13 protein-coding genes are annotated in these 18073 nt (G+C 67.6%); 5 read left to right on the plus strand and 8 right to left on the minus strand.

Annotated features, from left to right (window positions below; genetic code table 11):
- Positions 1 to 622, minus strand: a 622-nt coding sequence (locus tag BLQ10_RS20945) for a lipoyl synthase (RefSeq protein WP_139164311.1), incomplete at its 3' end; no start/stop codon positions are given.
- Positions 619 to 1287, minus strand: a complete 669-nt coding sequence (gene lipB / locus BLQ10_RS20950; protein WP_091564924.1) for a lipoyl(octanoyl) transferase LipB — start codon at positions 1285 to 1287, stop codon at positions 619 to 621. The genes lipB and BLQ10_RS20945, both read right to left, overlap by 4 nt.
- Before the next feature lie 107 nt (positions 1288 to 1394).
- On the opposite strand from lipB, the gene BLQ10_RS20955 reads away from it, so the two are divergent.
- The 4 genes from BLQ10_RS20955 (at position 1395) to BLQ10_RS20970 (ending at position 6708) form a co-directional block, all read left to right on the plus strand.
- The gene (locus tag BLQ10_RS20955) at positions 1395 to 3215 is read left to right on the plus strand and encodes a protein kinase domain-containing protein (protein WP_091564925.1); all 1821 of its coding nucleotides are present in this window, start codon (positions 1395 to 1397) and stop codon (positions 3213 to 3215) included.
- A gap of 257 nt (positions 3216 to 3472) precedes the next feature.
- Entirely contained in the window at positions 3473 to 4915 is a 1443-nt protein-coding gene (locus BLQ10_RS20960; protein ID WP_217635848.1) for a glutamate/gamma-aminobutyrate antiporter GadC, read from the plus strand.
- On the plus strand, positions 4912 to 5358 hold the full coding sequence (locus BLQ10_RS20965) for a hypothetical protein (RefSeq protein WP_091564926.1): 447 nt from the start codon (positions 4912 to 4914) through the stop codon (positions 5356 to 5358). Before BLQ10_RS20960 ends, BLQ10_RS20965 begins: the two co-directional genes overlap by 4 nt.
- Positions 5359 to 5361: 3 nt before the next feature.
- Positions 5362 to 6708 (plus strand): dipeptidase, encoded by a 1347-nt coding sequence (locus BLQ10_RS20970; RefSeq protein WP_091564927.1) that lies wholly within the window; start codon positions 5362 to 5364, stop codon positions 6706 to 6708.
- A 44-nt stretch (positions 6709 to 6752) separates the two neighbouring features.
- Here the strand turns inward: BLQ10_RS20970 and BLQ10_RS20975 are convergent, their stop codons facing one another.
- Positions 6753 to 7646, minus strand: coding sequence for a TIGR01777 family oxidoreductase (locus BLQ10_RS20975; protein ID WP_091564928.1), 894 nt, complete (start codon positions 7644 to 7646; stop codon positions 6753 to 6755).
- A gap of 73 nt (positions 7647 to 7719) precedes the next feature.
- Between BLQ10_RS20975 and BLQ10_RS20980 the strand changes: the two genes are divergently transcribed.
- The gene (locus BLQ10_RS20980; RefSeq protein WP_091564929.1) at positions 7720 to 11346 is read left to right on the plus strand and encodes a S41 family peptidase; all 3627 of its coding nucleotides are present in this window, start codon (positions 7720 to 7722) and stop codon (positions 11344 to 11346) included.
- Between the two features lie 116 nt (positions 11347 to 11462).
- Here BLQ10_RS20980 and BLQ10_RS20985 read toward each other — a convergent pair whose 3' ends face one another.
- From BLQ10_RS20985 to BLQ10_RS21010, 5 genes are all read right to left on the minus strand, one after another.
- Positions 11463 to 11891 (minus strand): OsmC family protein, encoded by a 429-nt coding sequence (locus tag BLQ10_RS20985; RefSeq protein ID WP_091564930.1) that lies wholly within the window; start codon positions 11889 to 11891, stop codon positions 11463 to 11465.
- 328 nt (positions 11892 to 12219) lie between these two features.
- Positions 12220 to 12570: a hypothetical protein gene (locus BLQ10_RS20995; protein ID WP_091564931.1), complete on the minus strand. Its 351-nt coding sequence runs from the start codon at positions 12568 to 12570 to the stop codon at positions 12220 to 12222.
- A 151-nt stretch (positions 12571 to 12721) separates the two neighbouring features.
- Positions 12722 to 14473: a 2-oxoglutarate dehydrogenase, E2 component, dihydrolipoamide succinyltransferase gene (sucB, locus tag BLQ10_RS21000; RefSeq protein ID WP_091564932.1), complete on the minus strand. Its 1752-nt coding sequence runs from the start codon at positions 14471 to 14473 to the stop codon at positions 12722 to 12724.
- Between the two features lie 114 nt (positions 14474 to 14587).
- Positions 14588 to 15973, minus strand: a complete 1386-nt coding sequence (gene lpdA / locus BLQ10_RS21005; RefSeq protein WP_091564933.1) for a dihydrolipoyl dehydrogenase — start codon at positions 15971 to 15973, stop codon at positions 14588 to 14590.
- 267 nt (positions 15974 to 16240) lie between these two features.
- A complete protein-coding gene (locus tag BLQ10_RS21010) occupies positions 16241 to 17782 on the minus strand; it encodes a leucyl aminopeptidase (protein ID WP_091564934.1) in 1542 nt (513 codons plus the stop codon).
- Between the last annotated feature and the right edge of the window lie 291 nt (positions 17783 to 18073).

Genomic DNA, 18073 nt, shown 5'->3' on the forward strand with positions numbered 1-18073 from the left:
GGCCCTGGGTGATGACGTCCAGGGAGCGCTCGTAGCGGAACGCCGGGCGGATCCGCTTGAAGATCCGGGGCACGGTTTCGACGTTGTGGGCGAAGACCTCGGGCCCGGAGTCGCAGATCGCCGCGATGTGCTCGGGCTTGCCGGAGAAATCCGGGATCAGCAGTTCGACGCCGGTGCCCGGGTTCAGTTCGTGGATCTTGCGGACCGTCTCGGCGTACAGCCAGACGCCCTCGTCGGCGAGGTCGTCGCGGGCCACCCCGGTCACGGTGGCGTAGCGCAGCTGCATGGCCTGGACCGAGCGGGCCACCTTGGTGGGCTCGAACATGTCCACGGGCGAGGGCTTGCCGGTGTCGATCTGGCAGAAGTCGCAGCGCCGGGTGCATTCGGAGCCGCCGATCAGGAACGTGGCTTCCTTGTCTTCCCAGCACTCGAAGATGTTCGGGCAGCCGGCCTCTTCACACACGGTGTGGAGGCCTTCCTTCTTGACGAGCTTCTTGAGCTGGACAAACTCCGGGCCCATCTGGACCTTGGCCTTGATCCATTCCGGCTTACGTTCCACCGGTGTGGCCGCGTTTCGCTGCTCAATGCGCAGCATCTTCCGGCCTTCTGGTGCCAGTGTCACAGTAGAGCTCCTTCTGGGGTTGCAACTAGGGCTTGTTCATTGTTGCGCAGTTCTTCGGTGATCCGCGACACGAGGTCCGCCGGGGTGACGTCCCTGCCAAGTTCCTGGGCGATAGTGGTGACTCCGGCGTCGCTGATGCCGCAGGCAATGATCTGGCCGTAGGGGGCGAGATCGTTGTTGCAGTTGATCGCGAAGCCGTGCATGGTGACGCCCTCGTTGACGCGGATGCCGATGGCGGCGATCTTGCGGTCCGGGCCCTTCTCGTCCTGCTCGATCCAGACGCCGGCGCGGCCCTTGATCCGGACGGCGTCGATGCCGTAGTCCGCCAGGACGGCAATGATGACGGCCTCGAGGCGCTCCACGTAGTCGCGGATGCCTGCCTTGTTCTTGAGCTTGATGACGGGGTAGCCCACGAGCTGTCCGGGGCCGTGCCACGTGAGCTTGCCGCCACGGTCCACGGCCACAACGGGGGTTCCGTCAAAGGGCCGTTCGTGGTCTTCGGTGCGCTTGCCGGCGGTATAGACCGCGGAGTGTTCGAGCAGCAGTACGGTGCTGGGCGCGGTGCCTGCAAGGACCTTTTCATGCAATTCGCGCTGGATGTCCCAGCCGCGGGTGTAATCGATGAAGTCCGGGGCGAGACCCAGCTGTTGGAACTCAAGAGTCATGGCATCAAGCTTAGACCCAGCCGCACCCAGCACCCGTTTGTGTGCTTAAGCTCTCATGCCTGTGGATAACTTCTGCACGATTCCGCGCAATCGGCTATTTCTTGGATATGGAAGATCTCCCTGCCGCGGGCAGCGCCGCCCCCGAGGTTCCCGGTTACGACGTCGGACGCCTGCTGGGGCGCGGGGGCACGGCCGCCGTGTGGCTGGTGACCGAACGGTCAACGGGCCGGGAATTCGCCCTCAAGTGCTTCGACCCCGGGGGAGAGGCAGGGGATGGCGACGGCGGAACCGCGGATCGGGAAGCCGAAGAGGCCATGCGCCGGGAGGTTCGCATCCTCTCGGCGCTGGACCACGAGCACCTGCTCCGGGCCCACACCGTGCTGCGCCTTCCCGGGCTGCGGACCGGGCCGGACGAAAACGGAGCCCTGGGCCTGGTGCTGGACTACGCGCCAGGGGGATCAGTCGCGGACCTGATCGCGGGCCGTGGGCGGCTTGGCGCGGGGGAGACCGTGACGATCCTGACGCCCATCGCCCAGGCCCTTCAGTACCTGCATTCGCATGGCTTCACCCACGGCGATGTCTCGCCGGGCAACGTGTTGTTTACGGCACACGGGAAACCCTTGCTGGCCGATGTGGGCGTAGCCCGGATGGTGGCCGACGCCGGGGCAGCTCGCCTCGCCGGGACCGAGGGCTTTTCCGATCCGGCGCCGGTGGACGCCGTCAGGGCGGGCCTGCAGCCGGATCGCGACGTCTATTCACTGGCGGCCCTGGGTTGGTATTGCCTGACGGGCCGGGCGCCGGTCCCGGGCGCAGGGCGTCCGCCGCTGCCGCTCCTGCTGCCAGACGTACCGGCGGCGCTGGCAGCCGCGCTGGAGGCCGGACTGGACGAGGACCGGCGGAAAAGGCCCTCGGCCGCCGAATTGGCCGCCGCGGTCTATCGCAGCGCGGCGGCGGAGCCGGTGGACCTTTCTGTCACTGCCCACCCGACGGTCATTCCGCAGTTGCTCACCCGCCGGGCTGTGCAGCCGGGTTCGGGGAGGCGCCGCCCCGGGCATGTTCGGCACCAGATGGCGGCCGCCAGAGGTTTCCGGCGCAGGAAGCGGCTGGAACCGGCGGCTGGAGCAGGGCATTCACGGCGTTCCCACCCTGGAACCGCCGGGCTGCGCAGGCGGTCAGGCACCATCAGGGCGGCCGGACTCCACCGCGGATTCCGAAAGACCTCTGCCCGACGGGCCATTTCGCTCATCTTCGCAGCCGTGATCCTGCTGGCCGGTACCTGGCTGCTGGCCGGCGGCGGGCTGGTACGCGACACCGTCGGCGGCCTGTTTCCGGGGTTGGGCGCGGACCGCAGTGCGGACCTGGGCGCGCCGGTGCAGTCCGGACCTGCCGTTGCTGAGGGGACGTCAGCGGAACCTTCGGGCGGCCCGGCAGGCGAAACGCCGCCGGTCACGGCCGACGGTGGAGACAGCAGAACTCGACCCGAGCTTGAGGCCCTGCTGGCCTCTGCGGATCCGGCAGAGGCCGTCCGCGGTCTCGCCCGGCTGCGCTCGCTCGCGCTCAGCTCCGGGGACTTCAGTCTGCTCGACGACGTCAACGCCCCGGAGTCTGCCGCCGCCGCTGCCGACGCGCGGATCAGAACGCAGCTCAGCGGGTCCGGCCATGTGCTGGCCGGATTCTCGACGTCATTGACACGGGTCGAAACCACCGCGGACAGCAGCCCCTCCCGTGCCGTGGTGGCCATTACCACGGCGTCCTCTGCGTACCAGGAGCTCGATGGAGGCGGAAATGTGGTGGGAGAGGCTCCCGCCGCTGCCGCACAGCAGCTTGATCTTGTCCTGGTGCCCGTCGACGGGCGCTGGCGGATCAAGGACGTTCTACCCCCGGGCCCGAAGCGGGCTAGGGTTCCGCGATCCGGGGGCCGGTGGTAACCTCCCTGCCCTGGCACTGATTACCGACCTGCTCTGGAAACGCACCCGCAGCCGCGCAAACTAGCACCCCGGCGACCTGGCGTGAAGAGGAAATCGGGACTATTCCCGGCGAATTCCTAGGTCCATGCTGTAGGCACCGAGCACTTTGTGTGATAGGGGGCAGTGGGAATGTTGATATCGTCGTCTCCTCGCCCCAGGCGGCTTTGCTCCGCCTGGCCCGTGGCGCAGACCACGAGGCACTCAAGGGTGTGGCTGCCGTGAGTGAACAGGCGCTGGCCCGCCCGAAGGTGCCCACGGCTGTTTGGATCTCCTGGTTGGCCTTGGCACTGATGACCACCAGTTCGGTGGCCAGTCTGCGAGCGGCCCCGACCATGGCCGTGTACGGCCTCGCTTCAGTCTTCCTCTACGTGGTTCCCGCCATCGTTTTCCTGCTGCCCACGTCGCTCGTGTCCGCGGAGCTGGCCTCCGGATGGAAAGGTGGCATCTACAACTGGGTCGCGACGGGCATCTCCAAGCCGATGGGTTTCCTGGCGGTGTGGTGCCAGTTCGCGATGACGATCTTCTACTATCCGACCCTGTTGGGGTTCGTCGCCAGCACTCTTGCCTATGTCTTCAACCCGGCGCTGGCCAGCAGCGGCGTGTGGACCGCGTTGGTGATCGTGGTCTTCTATTGGGCCGGCGTGTATGTCTCCTCCAGGGGCACGAAGGGTGTGGCGGGGCTGGCCAGCGGAGGCCTGATCATCGGCACCCTGATTCCCGGTACCCTGCTCGTCATCCTGGGCATCGTGTTCCTCGGCCAAGGCAACGTGTCGGCCGCTCCGATGACCGCGGCGAACTTCTTCCCCGAGTGGGCTGGCCTGGCCAGCCTGGTGCTGATCGTGAATAACTTCCTGTCCTATAGCGGCATGGAGATGAACGCAGTGCACGTGTCTTCACTGAAGGACCCCGCCAAGGAGTACCCTAAGTCGATGTTCCTGGCGATGGGCCTCGTCCTGCTCATCTTCATCCTTCCGGCGCTGGCAATCAGCTGGATCGTCCCCGCCGATGAACTCTCCCTCACCGCAGGCGTCATGCAGGCCTTCGACGCGGTGTTGGCGTCGTTCAACCTGCAAGGGCTGACGCCGATCCTCGGAATCATGCTGGTCGCGGCCTCCCTCGGCGGCATGCTGACCTGGCTGGCCGGCCCGTCCAAGGGCCTGCTGTTGATCTCGCGCGAGGAAGGCTACCTTCCGCCGTTCCTGCAGAAGCTGAACAAGAACGGCATTCAGCAGAACCTCCTGGTTGTCCAGGGTCTCGTCACCACTGTGATCGCGCTCGGCTACGCGCTGATCCCGGATGTCTCGAGCACTTACTGGATTTTCTCGGTGATCACCACGCAGGTTTACCTGATCATGTACCTGCTGATGTTCGTGGCCGCGGTCCGGCTCCGCCGGAGCCATCCGGACCACCCGCGCGGCTTCCGGGCGCCGATGCTGATCGGGCTGTGCGGCGTCGGCTTCGCCGCCTCCCTGGCCGCCCTGCTCGTCGGTTTCATCCCGCCGTCGCAGTTCGGCAGCGGCAACCCCGCAGTCTATTTCCTGATCGTCGGCGGCGGCGCACTGGGGCTCGGCCTGCTCGTGCCGTTCCTCTTCTACAGGTTGCGCAAGCCTTCCTGGAAGCTGCCCGAGCAAGGGGCGCCGACGGAGGTACCAGAGTCATGAGCACTGATATGGAGTCCTCAACCAAGCGGGGCCGCTCGGTCGTCTACATCGTCTCCATGGTCCTGCTCGTGGTCTTCGCCGTCGTCGCCCTGCTGACGTTCCGGCAGGCGAGGGAGACGCAGCAGTCCCTGGCGAAGGCCGACCAGCTGATCGTGGAGATCAATGCGGCCGGGGGGACAGCGCCCTCGCGCGAGCAGATAGCCCGGGTGCTCGGCGACGACGGCGGCGCTGTCTGTGCGAATCCGAACGGCGCGCTGAGCCGGGCCACTTTCCTGAGCCAGCTGGCGAACGGGACCACCGGGCCCGGAATGAGGCCGGTGATCTCAAACAACCGGATCGCCCAGGGCGAGCTCGCGATTATCAAGGTCTACTGCCCGGACCAATTGGCCGAGTTCCAGGAGTTCGTCAACGATCTCAACACCTACAAGTCGGGCGGTGCGTGAGCCGTGGATCTTCGCTCCCGCATCGCCGAACTGATGCGTCCGGCACGGGGGGAGCTCGCCGAGTTCGTGGCCATCCGGTCGGTGGCGGACCCCCGGCAATTTCCCCCTGAGGAGTGCGCCAAGGCAGCGCAGTGGGTGCTCGACAAGTTCGCTGGCCTGGGATTTTCGGACGCGCACCTCGAACGGACGCCGGACGGCTCCGATGCGGTAATCGGCTCGAGGTCGGGTTCGGATCCGGCTGCGCCCACCGTTCTCCTCTATGCCCACTACGACGTGCAGCCACCCCTCGATGAATCCGCGTGGCGCACCCCGCCCTTCGAACTCACTGAGGCGGACGGCCGCTGGTACGGCCGGGGCGCCGCAGACTGCAAAGGCAACATCCTCGCGCAGCTGCTGGCGCTGCGGGCGCTCGGCAACGACATGCCCTTGAATCTGAAGCTCGTGGTCGAGGGCTCGGAGGAACAGGGCACCGGCGGGCTCGAGGCGTTCGTGGCGAGCCATCCCGAGATGCTCAGCGCCGACACGATCCTGGTCTGCGACACCGGCAACGCAGCCGTGGGACACCCCGCGGCGACTGTGACGCTGCGCGGGATGGTCAATGTCGTGGTGACGGTGCAGGCAATGGCATCCGAGCTCCACTCCGGCATGTTCGGCGGTGCAGCCCCCGATGCGCTGGCCGCGCTGATCCTGATGCTGGCATCGCTGCGGGACCAGCAGGGCAACACCACGATCGCGGGATTGGACAACACGCAAAGGTGGACCGGCGCACCGTATCCGCCCGAGCAGTTCCGTACCGACGTCGGCGTGCTGGAGGGCGTGGCGCTGTTGGGTGACGGCAGCGTGTCCGACATGATCTGGGCGCGGCCGGCCATCACCGTGCTGGGAATTGACTGCCCGCCGGTGACGGGTTCGACGGCGGCGATCGTGCCGCGGGCTGCCGCGCGGCTCAACCTGCGGGTCCCGCCCGGCATGGCGGCCGACGACGCCCACGCGGCGTTGGTCGACCACCTCAAGGCGGCCGCGCCCTGGGGTGTCCACGTCGCGGTGGACCTTGAGGCCATCGGGTCACCCTTCCAAGCAGCGGTCGGCGGCCCGGCGTTTGACGCCCTGGGTGCCGCGATGTCCGAGGCCTACGGACGGCCGATGACAACCCTGGGGCAAGGGGGATCGATCCCGCTCTGTAACGTGTTCGCCGACACCTACCCTGACGCGGAGATCATCCTGTTGGGGGTCGAGGAACCGCTCGCACTCATCCACGCGCCGAACGAGAGCGTCGATCCGGGCGAGATCAGGGCATTGGCCGAGTCCCTGGCGCTGTTCCTCCAGCGCTACCCGGCCATGCGAGGCTAGGTTTGGCGGATTGCGCAGGTCCTCGCCGGGGATCCTGCGTCAGGTTAGCCGCGTCCGGCCACCCACGCCGCGGCGTCGCGGAGGGACGGGTGCTGCCAGGCGAAGCTGTTGTCCGCCAGGACTGCCGGCTCCAGCCGCTGGCTCGCGAGCAGCAGTTCTTCGGCGAGTTGGCCCATCACCACACGCAGCACCGGAGCGGGTACGCGCAGCACCGCAGGCCGGTGCAGCGCCCCGGCCAGCTGCCCGATCAGGGAGTTGACGTCTGCGGTTTCGGGGGCGCAGACGTTGACCGGCCCGGACACGGGCGCCGAGAGAAGGAAGGAAAAGGCGCCCGCCACGTCCGGCAAGGTGATCCATGGCCAGTACTGCCGGCCGTTGCCGAGCGGGCCGCCGACGCCCAGGCGCAACAGCGGTAGCAAACGGCCAAGCGCGCCGCCGGAGCGGCTCAGGACGACGCCGGTGCGGGGCGTGACCACGCGGACCCCGGCCGGAGCCTCATGCGCCGCGGCCTCCCAGTCGACGCAGATCCGGGCCAGGGTGCCATTCCCGGCCGGCGCGTTCTCACGAAGCACCGCGGCACCGGCGCTGCCGTAGTATCCGGAGGCCGACTGGCTCAGGAACACCGCTGGCGGCGTTTCCTGCCGGGTCATGGCCGACGTCAGGGTCCGTGTCGCGCCCAGCCGGGAGCTGCGGAGTTCGTTGACCCGTGCCCTGGTCCAGGGCCGGTCACCGATTCCGGCCCCGGAAAGGTTGACCACCGCGTCCGCGCCCTGCAGAGCGGTGTCGTCGATACGGCCGGCGGCCGGGTCCCACTGGAACTCGGCCGGTGATGCGGGCGCACGCCTGACCAAGGCCACGACGTCGTGCCCTTCGCTGCGCAGGGCGCTCGAAAGGGCAGTTCCGATCAGCCCGGAGGCCCCGGCAATAAGGATTCGCATGATCCATCTCACCATGCCCGGCACGGCCGCGAAACTCCCGGGCCGTTAGGGCCGTTGTCGCTATGATCTAACGATGACCCCCTCGAGTTACTTCCGTTTCCCGCATGTCCACGGCGATCTAGTCACCTTCGTGGCCGAGGACGACGTGTGGATTGCACCCGTGGGCGGGGGCCGTGCCTGGCGCGTATCCTCCCTGCAGTTGCCGGCCCGCAACCCCCGCTTCACCCCCGACGGTAAGCGCCTGGTCTGGACCGTCGTCCAGGGGACGGCCCCGGAAGTCGTCACAGCAAACGTCGACGGCGGCGGCTACCGCCAGCTGAGCTACTTCGGTCACAGCTCCACCCGGGTCAAGGGCTTCACGCCCAACGGCGATGTCCTGGTCACCAGCGCGTTCCGCCAGTCAGACAGCCGGCACACCCACGCCTACAGCCTCCCCGTGACCGGCGGCTGGGCGCAGGAACTCCCGTTTGGCCCGGTCGAATCGGTGGCCTTCGGCCCCGTCGTCGGAGACGAACGTCCCGTGGTGCTCGCGAGCGTCCTGTCGCGTGAGCCCGCCTGGTGGAAGCGGTACCGCGGCGGCGCAGCCGGCAAGCTGTGGATCGACGCCGACGGAAACGGTGAATTCGTCCGGCTTGCCCCCGCGCTGGACGGAAACCTCACGGACCCCCTGTGGGTCAAGGGACGGATCGCGTTCCTGTCCGACCACGAGGGCTACGGAAACCTCTACTCCGTACTGCCGAACGGCAGCGACCTGCGGCGCCACACGGACCACGAGGACTTCTACGTCCGCCACGCCGCCACTGACGGGGAACGCGTCGTCTTCGAATCGGCCGGGGAGCTCTGGCTGCTGCCCAGCCTCGACGCGGAGGCCGTCAAACTCGAGATTTCGCTGGGGTCCGCTTCGCAGGCGCGCCGTGCCGCGCCGCTGAAGCCCTCGCGGCACCTCGGGGACGTCGTCCCGGACCGCACGGGCGCGTCCAGCGCCGTCGAATCCCACGGAACCGTCCACTGGCTGCGACACAAGGACGGCCCGTCCCGCGTCCTCGAAGCCACCCCGGGCGTCCGGGCACGGCTGGCCCGGCCCTTCGGTGAGGGCCGGATCGCCTATGTCGCCGACCACGACGGCGTCGAGGCCCTGTACCTAAAAGCCATTGCGGCGCCCCTGGCCGGCGCGTCGGTGGCCGGGCCGAAGGCATCTCAGCAAGCCGCGCAGTCCGCCGCGCAGTCCGAGGAGTCCGGTGCCGGCATCCCGCTGCCGAAGCCGGTGTCCGCCGCCGCGCTGGCCGGCTTGGTAGCAACCCCTGCCGAGGCAGGCAGCTCTGTGTCCGGCCCGGTCGCCGCTGCCGGCACCGACGCCGCGTCCGCCGTTCCCGGTACCGGCACGGACGATTCGTGGGCCGCCCATCAGGCCGGTGCTCACCAGACCGACACCGCCGGGCACAAGACGCCTGCGTCCAGCGAGGTCACCCGGATCGACTTCCCCAAGCCCAGCCGGGCCAGCGCCATTGAAGCCAGCCCCGACGGGCGCTGGCTCGCAGTCGGCACGTCCTTCGGTGACATCTACCTTGCCGACACACGTACGGGCACGATTTCCCAGCTGAGCAGCATCGGCGAGGGCAGCATTGAAGGATTCACTTGGTCCCCGGACTCCGCGTGGCTCGGCTGGTCCGAGCCGGTCACGTCCTTCGGGTCCCGCAGCCGGCTCCGGATCACCAGGATCGACGGCGGCACGGACGCGGCGATCATTGATGTCACCGACGGCCGGTTCCGCGACGAATCACCCTCGTTCACCCCGGATGGCAAATACCTCGCCTTCCTCTCCAACCGCAGTTTCGATCCGGTCTACGACGGCCACTCCTTCGATCTGTCCTTCCCGAGCCCAATCAAGCCTTACCTCGTCGCCCTCGCCGCAGACACCCCATCGCCGTTCGGCCCGAGCGTCGCCCTTGAGGACGACGCCGTCGACGCCGACGCCGCAGGCGGGGCAGTCACAGGCGAGGCAGTAACAGGCGCCGCGGGAACCGACGGTGCTGCCTCTGGGGCGCAGTCCGCCGCCAAGCCCGTGCCTTCCGTGCGGGTCGACGCCGACGGACTGGCCCACCGCGTCATCGGGGTCCCGGTGCCGCAAGGCAACTACTCCTCACTCGCCGCCGCTGCCGGGGCCCTGCTCTGGCTTGACAGCGAACTCGCCGGCACCACCGGCGAGGGCCGGGCCAGCCTCGAGGACAAGGGCGCCGCGCCGAGCCTGGTCCGCTACGACCTGGCCAAGCGCCGCACCTCCACGATCGTTGATGCTCTGGACAGCTACCGGCTCTCGGGCGACGGAGAAAAGATCGTGTTCATCCAGGACAAGCAGATCCGGGTTGCGCCCGCCGGCGCCAAGGCCGACGAGGACTCCGGCCAGCTCATCAAGGTGGACCTTGGCCGCATCCGGGTGCAGCTGGACCCGCTCAGCGTGTGGGGCCAGGCCTTCGACGAGGCATGGCGGCTCCAGCGCGACTTCTTCTGGACCGAGGACATGGCCGGCCAGGACTGGGACTCCATCCACGCCCGCTATCGTCCGGTGGTGGAACGCCTCGGCTCCCATGATGACCTTGTGGACCTGCTCTGGGAGCTGCACGGCGAGCTGGGCACCTCCCACGCCTACGTCCGCCCGTTGGCCGTCACCGAAAACGGCAGCAGCCCCCAGGGGCGCCTCGGCGCGGATCTGGCGTTCACCGGCGAGGGCTGGGAAATAACCCGCATCCTCGCGGGGGAGTCCTCCGACCCGCTGGCCACCTCGCCGCTGACCCGGCCCGGCGCCGACGCCAAGCCCGGTGACGTCCTGCTGGCGATCGACGGCGTCGAACTTACCCAAACGCGGACCCCGGCAGTGCAGCTCGTCGGTGCGGCCGGCCGCGCCGTGGAACTCACCCTGCGCAACGGCGCCGGCCACGGCGCGGCCGCAGGCGCCCAGCGCCGCGTGGCGGTGGTCCCCGTCAAGGACGAGGAGCGCCTGCGCTACCAGGAATGGGTCGCCGGCAACCGGCGGACCGTCCGGGAAGCCTCGAACGGGACGTTCGGCTACTTGCACATCCCGGACATGATGGCCAACGGCTGGGCCCAGCTGCACCGCGACCTCGATACCGAAACGGCCCTGGACGGACTGATTGTCGATGTCCGGCGTAACCGCGGAGGCCACACCTCCCAGCTCGTGGCCGAGCTCATCGGGCGCAAGGTCACCGGCTGGAGCATGCCGCGCGGGGAAAAGCCGCGGACGTACCCGCACCACGCGCCCCGCGGACCGGTCATCATCCTCACGGACGAGTTCGCCGGCTCGGATGGCGACATCATCACGCAGGTCTCCAAGCTGCGGGGGATCGGGCCCGTCATCGGCACGCGCACCTGGGGCGGCGTCGTCGGGATCGACAACCGCTTCGCCCTGGCCGACGGCACCGGCGTCACCCAGCCGCGCTACGCCACCTGGTTCGCCGGTGGCGTTGGTTGGGGCGTGGAGAACTTTGGCGTCACCCCTGATATCGAGGTGACCTTCCCGCCGCACGCCTACGCCGCCGGCACCGACCCGCAGCTGGAGTACGGAATCGGAGCGCTGAAGGAAATGATCCAGGAACTGCCCACGGACCGTCCGCCGCTGCGCGAAGGCTACCGCAGGGTCCGGCCCGCACCGCTGCCTGCGCGCCAGCAGGCCAACCAGGCCTAGGCGGTCCCGCGCGTCCGCACGCAGTACAACGAAGGCCCCCGCTTCTCTGGACATTCCAGGGAAGCGGGGGCCTTCGTTACGTAATGCGTGCGTTCTATTGCGGGGGGGGGGGTGGGCTAGGAGGCCAGGGTGGCATCCAGGGTGATCTCGATGCCGGTCAGGGCGGCGGAGACGGGGCAGCCGGTCTTGGCTTCCCCGGCCAGCCGCTGGAAGTCGTCCGCAGAAATGCCGGGGACCCGCGCGGCGACGGTGAGGTGGCTGCCAGTGATGCCGGTGCCGGGCTGGAACGTCACGTCGGCCTTGGTGTTGATCTCCTCGGCCGTGAAGCCGGCCTGCGCCAGGCCGTTGCTGAATGCCATCGAGAAGCAGGCGGAGTGTGCTGCCGCGATGAGCTCCTCGGGACTGGTCTTGCCTTCGGCGGCCTCGGCGCGCGCCTTCCAGGTGACGTCGAAGTTGCCCAGCCCGGAGCTGTCCAGGGTGGTGTTGCCGGCACCCGACATCAGGTCGCCGTTCCATACAGTGTGTGCGGTGCGTGTTGTTGCCATGTCCACTCCTCGACGTCGTTGTGAATCAGGGATCCGGCGAGGTGCCGGAGCCTGCCGTGATCAATCCTAGGGACTCAGCGCGGCCGCCGCACGGGGGTTCCGCTGTCAGAGGATTGTGACCTGCGAACAGAGTCGTCCCCAGAGTGTCGTCATGGAGATTACCGGAACCGATGCACTCGTGGAGGGCAATGACATCGGCGACTTCCGCTGGGATGTCATGCAAGATCCCGAGGGCAACGAATTCTGCATCGCCGGCTACTGACAAGCCGCTTAACGACGACGGCGCCGCATCCCGGCCGGGGAGCGGCACCGCGTTGTTCGTCAGAAGCTACTGCCAGAGGGTCGCGATCGCAACGTTGAGCAGTGCAAGGCCGCCGACGCTGTGCGCGAGGCCCTTGCTGATCGGCTCGCCCTTCTTGTACTTGCGGCGGCCAATGAAGGCCAGGACGCCGACGATCAGGGCGATGACGAGCTTGATGCCGAGCTTGACGTAGTTGGCGTTCATGTCCAGGACCGGAATCAGCCCCACCATGATGATGCCCGTGATCAGCTGCAGCATCGCGCCGTCGAACTGGCGGGGGTGGACGGTGGGCTTCTTCATCTGGCCGATCCAGATGCCGACGATCATGGCGGCGCCGATGATGTGAAGGAAGACCATGACGTTATAGACGATGTTCATGGCATCAGTGTAGCCAGAGTCTTCTACGCACCGTAGTAGGACCCGCCGGGCCGTCCCGGGTCGGAACAGCAAACGGCGACGGCGGCACGGGCACTGCGGTGGATTCCCACCGGCGCCCGCACCGCCGTCGCCGTCGGTGTGCTTTTAGACCCTAGAGTCCGAGGTCGGCTTCGAAGGCGCCTTCCTCAAGGCGCGCCTTCAGCGTCTGCAGGAAGCGTCCCGCGTCGGCGCCGTCCACCAGGCGGTGGTCGTACGTAAGGGAGAGGTACATCATCGAACGGATGGCCAGCGAGTCATCGCCGTTCTCGTCGGCGACCACTACGGCCCGCTTGACGATCGCACCGGTGCCAAGGATGGCAACCTGCGGCTGGTTGATGATCGGGGTGTCGAACAAGGCGCCCACGGAACCGATGTTGGTGATGCTGAAGGTTCCGCCGGAGAGCTCGTCCGGGCCGATCTTGCCGTTGCGGGTGCGGTCGGCGACGTCGGCGATCTTGCCGGCCAGGCCGGCCAGGTTCAGGTTGCCGGCGTCCGAGATGACCGGAACCAGCAGGCCCTTGTCGGTGTCCACCGCAATCGCCAGGTGCTCGGCGTTGTGGTAGGTGATCTCCTGCTTGTCCTCGTCGTAGGAGGCGTTGACCTTCGGGTGCTGCTTCAGGGCCTCGGCAACAGCCTTGGCGATGAAGGGCAGGAAGGTCAGCTTGGAGCCGTTCTGGGCCTGGAAGGAGTCCTTGGCCTTGGCACGCAGCTTAGCCACCTTGGTCATGTCGACCTCGTGGACCTGCGTCAGCTGGGTGGAGATGTCCAGCGACTCGCGCATGCGGCGGGCGATGACCTGGCGGATCCGCGGGGCCTTCTGCACGGTGCCGCGCAGCGAGGACACTGCACCTGAGGTCGGCGCAGATGCCGGCGCCGCGGCGGGAGCCGCAGTGGCTGCGGCCGGTGCGGCCTTTGCCTCGGCGGCAGCCAGCACATCCTGCTTGCGGATGCGACCGCCGACGCCCGTGCCGGTCAGGCCAGCGATGTCGACACCCTGCTGGTTGGCCAGCTTGCGGACCAGGGGAGTGACGTAGCCGGACTCTGCCGGTGCGGCAGCTGCTGCCGCAGCCGTGGGGGCTGCCGGTGCGGCGGGGGCTGCCGGAGCAACCGGGGCTTCCTGCTTGGGTGCTTCCGGGGCCGGGGCCGCGGGAGCTGCTTCCGGGGCCGGGGCTGCCGGGGCTTCCTGCTTGGGTGCTTCCGGGGCCGGTGCGGGTGCCTCGGCGGGCGCCGGTGCGGCAGGTGCTGCGGCGCCGGAACCGATGACGGCCAGGACGGAGCCGACCTCGGCGGTCTCGTCCTCGTTGACGCGGATTTCCAAGAGGGTTCCGGCGACGGGGGACGGGATTTCGGTGTCAACCTTGTCCGTGGAGACCTCCAGCAGCGGCTCGTCGACCTCTACGGTGTCGCCGACGCTCTTCAGCCAGCGGGTAACGGTGCCTTCGGTGACGCTTTCACCCAGTGCCGGCAGCGTGACGTCGTGTCCTTCGCCGGCCGGAGCTGCAGCCGGTGCGGCGGCAGCCTCGGCCTCTGCGGCCGGTGCCTCCGCGGCGGGAGCCTCGGCCTCTGCGGCCGGGGCCTCTTCGGCGGGTGCGGCGGCCGGAGCCTCTGCGGCGGCCGGGGCGGCGTCGCCCGAGCCGATGCGGACCAGCGGGGCGCCAACTTCAGCGGTCTCGTCTTCGGCGACGAGGATTTCTTCGATTACGCCGGCGATCGGAGAGGGGATCTCGGTGTCTACTTTGTCGGTGGAAACTTCGAGCAGCGGCTCGTCCACCTCTACCCGGTCACCTACCTGCTTGAGCCAGCGGGTGACGGTTCCTTCGGTGACACTCTCACCGAGGGCGGGCAAGTTAACGGATTCAGACATGTCGTCCCCGTTCTCCTTATGATCTTTAGTGCGGATGATTGCTGCCTTGTTCGAGCTTAGTGCACCCGGCATTTCCGGCCGGGTGCACCAAGCTCTGTTGTCTTGCGGAGTTGCTTAGCCGTGGAGGGGCTTGCCCGCCAGCGCCAGGTGCGCCTCGCCCAGGGACTCGTTCTGGGTCGGGTGGGCGTGGACCAGCTGGGCCACGTCCTCCGGGTAGGCTTCCCAGTTCACGATCAGCTGGGCTTCACCGATCTGCTCGCCCATGCGGGCGCCGATCATGTGGACGCCCACCACGGGGCCGTCCTTCTGGCGGACCAGCTTGACCAGGCCGCTGGTGCCCAGGATGGAGCTCTTGCCGTTGCCGGCCAGGTTGTATTCCTGGGTCTGGATCTGGTCCTCGCCAAACTTCTCCTTGGCAGCCTTCTCGCTATAGCCGACAGTGGCGATTTCGGGGTCGGAGTAGGTGACCTTGGGGATGTTGACGTCCTCGACGATGACCGGCTTCAGGCCGGCGATCTCTTCGGCGACGAAGATGCCCTGCTGGTAGCCGCGGTGCGCGAGCTGCACGCCGGGGACGATGTCGCCGACGGCGAAGATGTTGCCGACGCCGGTGTGCAGGCGCTCGTTGGTGATGACGAAGCCGCGGTCGATGGTGATGCCGGCCTCTTCGTAGCCGAGGTTCGCCGTGACAGGGCCCCGGCCGACAGCTACGAGCAGGAGGTCGGCTTCGAAGGTCTTGCCGTCTACGAGGGTGACCTTGACGCCGTCGTCGTTCTGCTCGACGCCCTGGAAGAAGACACCGGTCGAGAACTTGATGCCGCGCTTCTTGAAGGCGCGCTCAAAAGCCTTGACGATTGTGGCGTCCTCATTCGGAACCAGCGACGGCAAGCCTTCAACGATCGTGACGTCGACGCCGAAGGACTTCCAGACCGAAGCGAACTCGACGCCGATCACGCCGCCGCCCAGGATGATCGCGCTCTTGGGGATGTAATCCATGGTGAGGGCTTCGTCGGAGGTGATGACCTTGCCGCCGATTTCCAGGCCCGGCAGCGTGCGGGAGTAGGAGCCGGTCGCGAGGACAATGTTCTTGCCCTTGTACGCGGTGCCGTTCACGACGACGGTGTCGGTGCCCTGAAGCTTGCCTTCACCCTCAATGACGGTGATGCCCTTCTTGCCCTTGATCAGACCCTGCAGGCCCTTGAACTTGCCGGCAATGATGCCGTCCTTGTAAGCATTGACAGCGGTGATGTCGATGCTGTCCAGAGTCACGTTGACGCCGTACTTGGCCGAGTCGCGGGCGTGATCGGCCAGCTCTGCCGAGTGCAGCAGGGCCTTAGTGGGGATACAACCGTTGTGGAGGCACGTGCCGCCGAGCTTGCCCTTTTCGATGAGGCCGACGGTCAGGCCAAGCTGGACAGCACGCAGTGCGGTGGCGTAGCCGCCGCTGCCGCCGCCGAGTACCAGGATGTCGAATTCTTGCGCAGTTGCCTGATCGGCCACTAAAACGCTCCCTCGCGTGAACGATGACACGAGAGTACGCGTCATCTGGTCGTGGAACCTGCCTGCTGTGATTGTGCCAGCTGGCCGGTTCCCTTTCATTTGTGACTACTACATTTGGGTCTGCTTCTGGGAAACAAGGTTTACCTTAGCGAACCACTAATACATGCTCCACCTTGCCATGGCGTTTGTGGAGCGCTTGTGTCCAGTGTCACGCGGCTTTGTGGCCGGGGAAGCATCGCTCTCCCGGCCACAGCGCCGCAATGCTGACTAGACGGACTTGGCGAGGATGTCCTCGACGTAGGCCACCAGGGTCCGGACGGTGGAGCCCGTACCCTGCTTGTGGTTGTAGCCGTAGGGGCTGCCGTTGTTAAACGACGGGCCGGCGATGTCGATGTGGGCCCACGGGATCTGTTCGCCGTCCTTGCCCTTGCCCACGAATTCGCGCAGGAAAACGGCCGCGGTCATCATGCCGCCGTGGCGTTCGCCGATGTTGGCGATGTCCGCGACCTGCGAGTCGAGGCTGGCCCGGAGCTCTTCCGGCAACGGCATGGGCCAGACGAGCTCGCCCGCCCGGTCGGCTGCGGTCTTGATGGCGCCGGTGAGTGAGTCGGAGCCCATCACGCCGGCGGTGCGGTCGCCCAGGGCGATCAGCTGGGCGCCGGTAAGCGTTGCGACGTCGATGATGGCGTCCGGGAATTCCTGGCTGGCGGCGACGATGCCGTCGGCCATGACCAGTCGGCCCTCGGCGTCGGTGTTGAGGACCTCGACGGTCTTGCCGCCGAAAATCGTCAGGACGTCGGCCGGGCGCTGGGCAGCGCCGGAGGGCATGTTCTCGGCGATGCAGAGCCACGCGGTTGCCTTAACGGGCAGCCCGAGGCCCGCCAGGGCCAGGACGGTGTTGAGGACGACGGCGGCGCCCGCCATGTCGGACTTCATGTCGCCCATGCCCAGGGCCGGCTTGATGGAGATGCCGCCGGTGTCAAAGGTGATGCCCTTGCCCACGAGGGCGATCTTGGCCGTGGCCTTGGCCGGGGCGTACTCGACTTTCACGAGGCGCGGCTGCCGGGTGGAGCCCTTGCCGACGCCGAGGATGCCGCCGAAGCCCTCCTTCTCGAGGCGCTTCTCGTCCCAGACCGTCACCTTGACAGGCAGGCCCCTGGACAGCTCCTTGGCGGCGTCGGCGAAGGACTCGGGGTAGAGGTGGCTCGGCGGCTGGTTCACCAGGGTGCGGGTCGCGTTCACGGCCGTGCCGATCAGCGACGCCCGGTGCAGGACCGGCTGGAGCGCCTTGTCCGTGGCGAAGTCGGTGCGGATGACGACGTTCTTCACCGGATCCTTGAGCCCGTCCTTGGAGGTGCGGAACTCGGTGTAGGAATAGGCGCCCATCGCGGCGCCTTCGGCGACGGCCGCGACCTCGGCCAGGGTCGTCGTCGGAAGGGCCAGGGTGACGGTGGTGACGCCGGCCAGCTGGCGCACGGCCGAGCCGGCGGCGCGACGCAGTGCCTCTTCGGAGAGTGGCTGCTTCGCTGAGTCTTTATTCGTCGGCAGCTTGCCCACGCCGGCCACGAGCAAAATGGTGGCCCCAGCCTCGGGCAGGCCGGGCAGTCGGTGAGCCTGGTCCGCCGCTCCGGTGATGCCAAGAACGCTCAGTGATTCCGCCAAGGCCTCCGCGGCCTTGGCCGTCAGCGGATTGTCGAGCAAAACGGGGCCGTCGGGACCCTGTCCGACGCCGATGACGAGGGCATCGCTGGGGGACTTCTTCAAATCCCCTGCGACTGCACTAAGTTTGACTTCACTATTCTTGACCACGAGGACAGTCCTCAATTCTCTGTGATGGTTCTCGGTGATATTCGGCAGGAACTGCATGTTTGGCGCCCTGCCACGGATCCCGGGGGCGCCGTCGGTCTGGGACGCAACCCGGTGTCTGCAAAACAGGCCCTAGGGCCATGTCCGATCGTAGTCTCTCGGCAGTGCGGAAATTGAATCGAATGAGAGCTGGAGCACACTCCAGGCAGGAATTAGCCGGGGCGCCGGGGCGTTGTACTGGTAGCGGCGCTGCCGTGCGGTGAGTGCCCCGTGGGACTGGCCGACAGGATCTGC

The sequence above is a fragment of the Arthrobacter sp. ok362 genome, assembly GCF_900102785.1.
Classification (GTDB): domain Bacteria; phylum Actinomycetota; class Actinomycetes; order Actinomycetales; family Micrococcaceae; genus Arthrobacter.

Coding starts and splice junctions, on each gene's coding strand:
- lipB (WP_091564924.1), bottom strand. CDS start 1,287: ATGACTCTTGAGTTCCAACAGCTGGGTCTCGCCCCGGACTTCATCGAT.
- BLQ10_RS20955 (WP_091564925.1), top strand. CDS start 1,395: ATGGAAGATCTCCCTGCCGCGGGCAGCGCCGCCCCCGAGGTTCCCGGT.
- BLQ10_RS20965 (WP_091564926.1), top strand. CDS start 4,912: ATGAGCACTGATATGGAGTCCTCAACCAAGCGGGGCCGCTCGGTCGTC.
- BLQ10_RS20975 (WP_091564928.1), bottom strand. CDS start 7,646: ATGCGAATCCTTATTGCCGGGGCCTCCGGGCTGATCGGAACTGCCCTT.
- BLQ10_RS20980 (WP_091564929.1), top strand. CDS start 7,720: ATGACCCCCTCGAGTTACTTCCGTTTCCCGCATGTCCACGGCGATCTA.
- BLQ10_RS20985 (WP_091564930.1), bottom strand. CDS start 11,891: ATGGCAACAACACGCACCGCACACACTGTATGGAACGGCGACCTGATG.
- BLQ10_RS20995 (WP_091564931.1), bottom strand. CDS start 12,570: ATGAACATCGTCTATAACGTCATGGTCTTCCTTCACATCATCGGCGCC.
- sucB (WP_091564932.1), bottom strand. CDS start 14,473: ATGTCTGAATCCGTTAACTTGCCCGCCCTCGGTGAGAGTGTCACCGAA.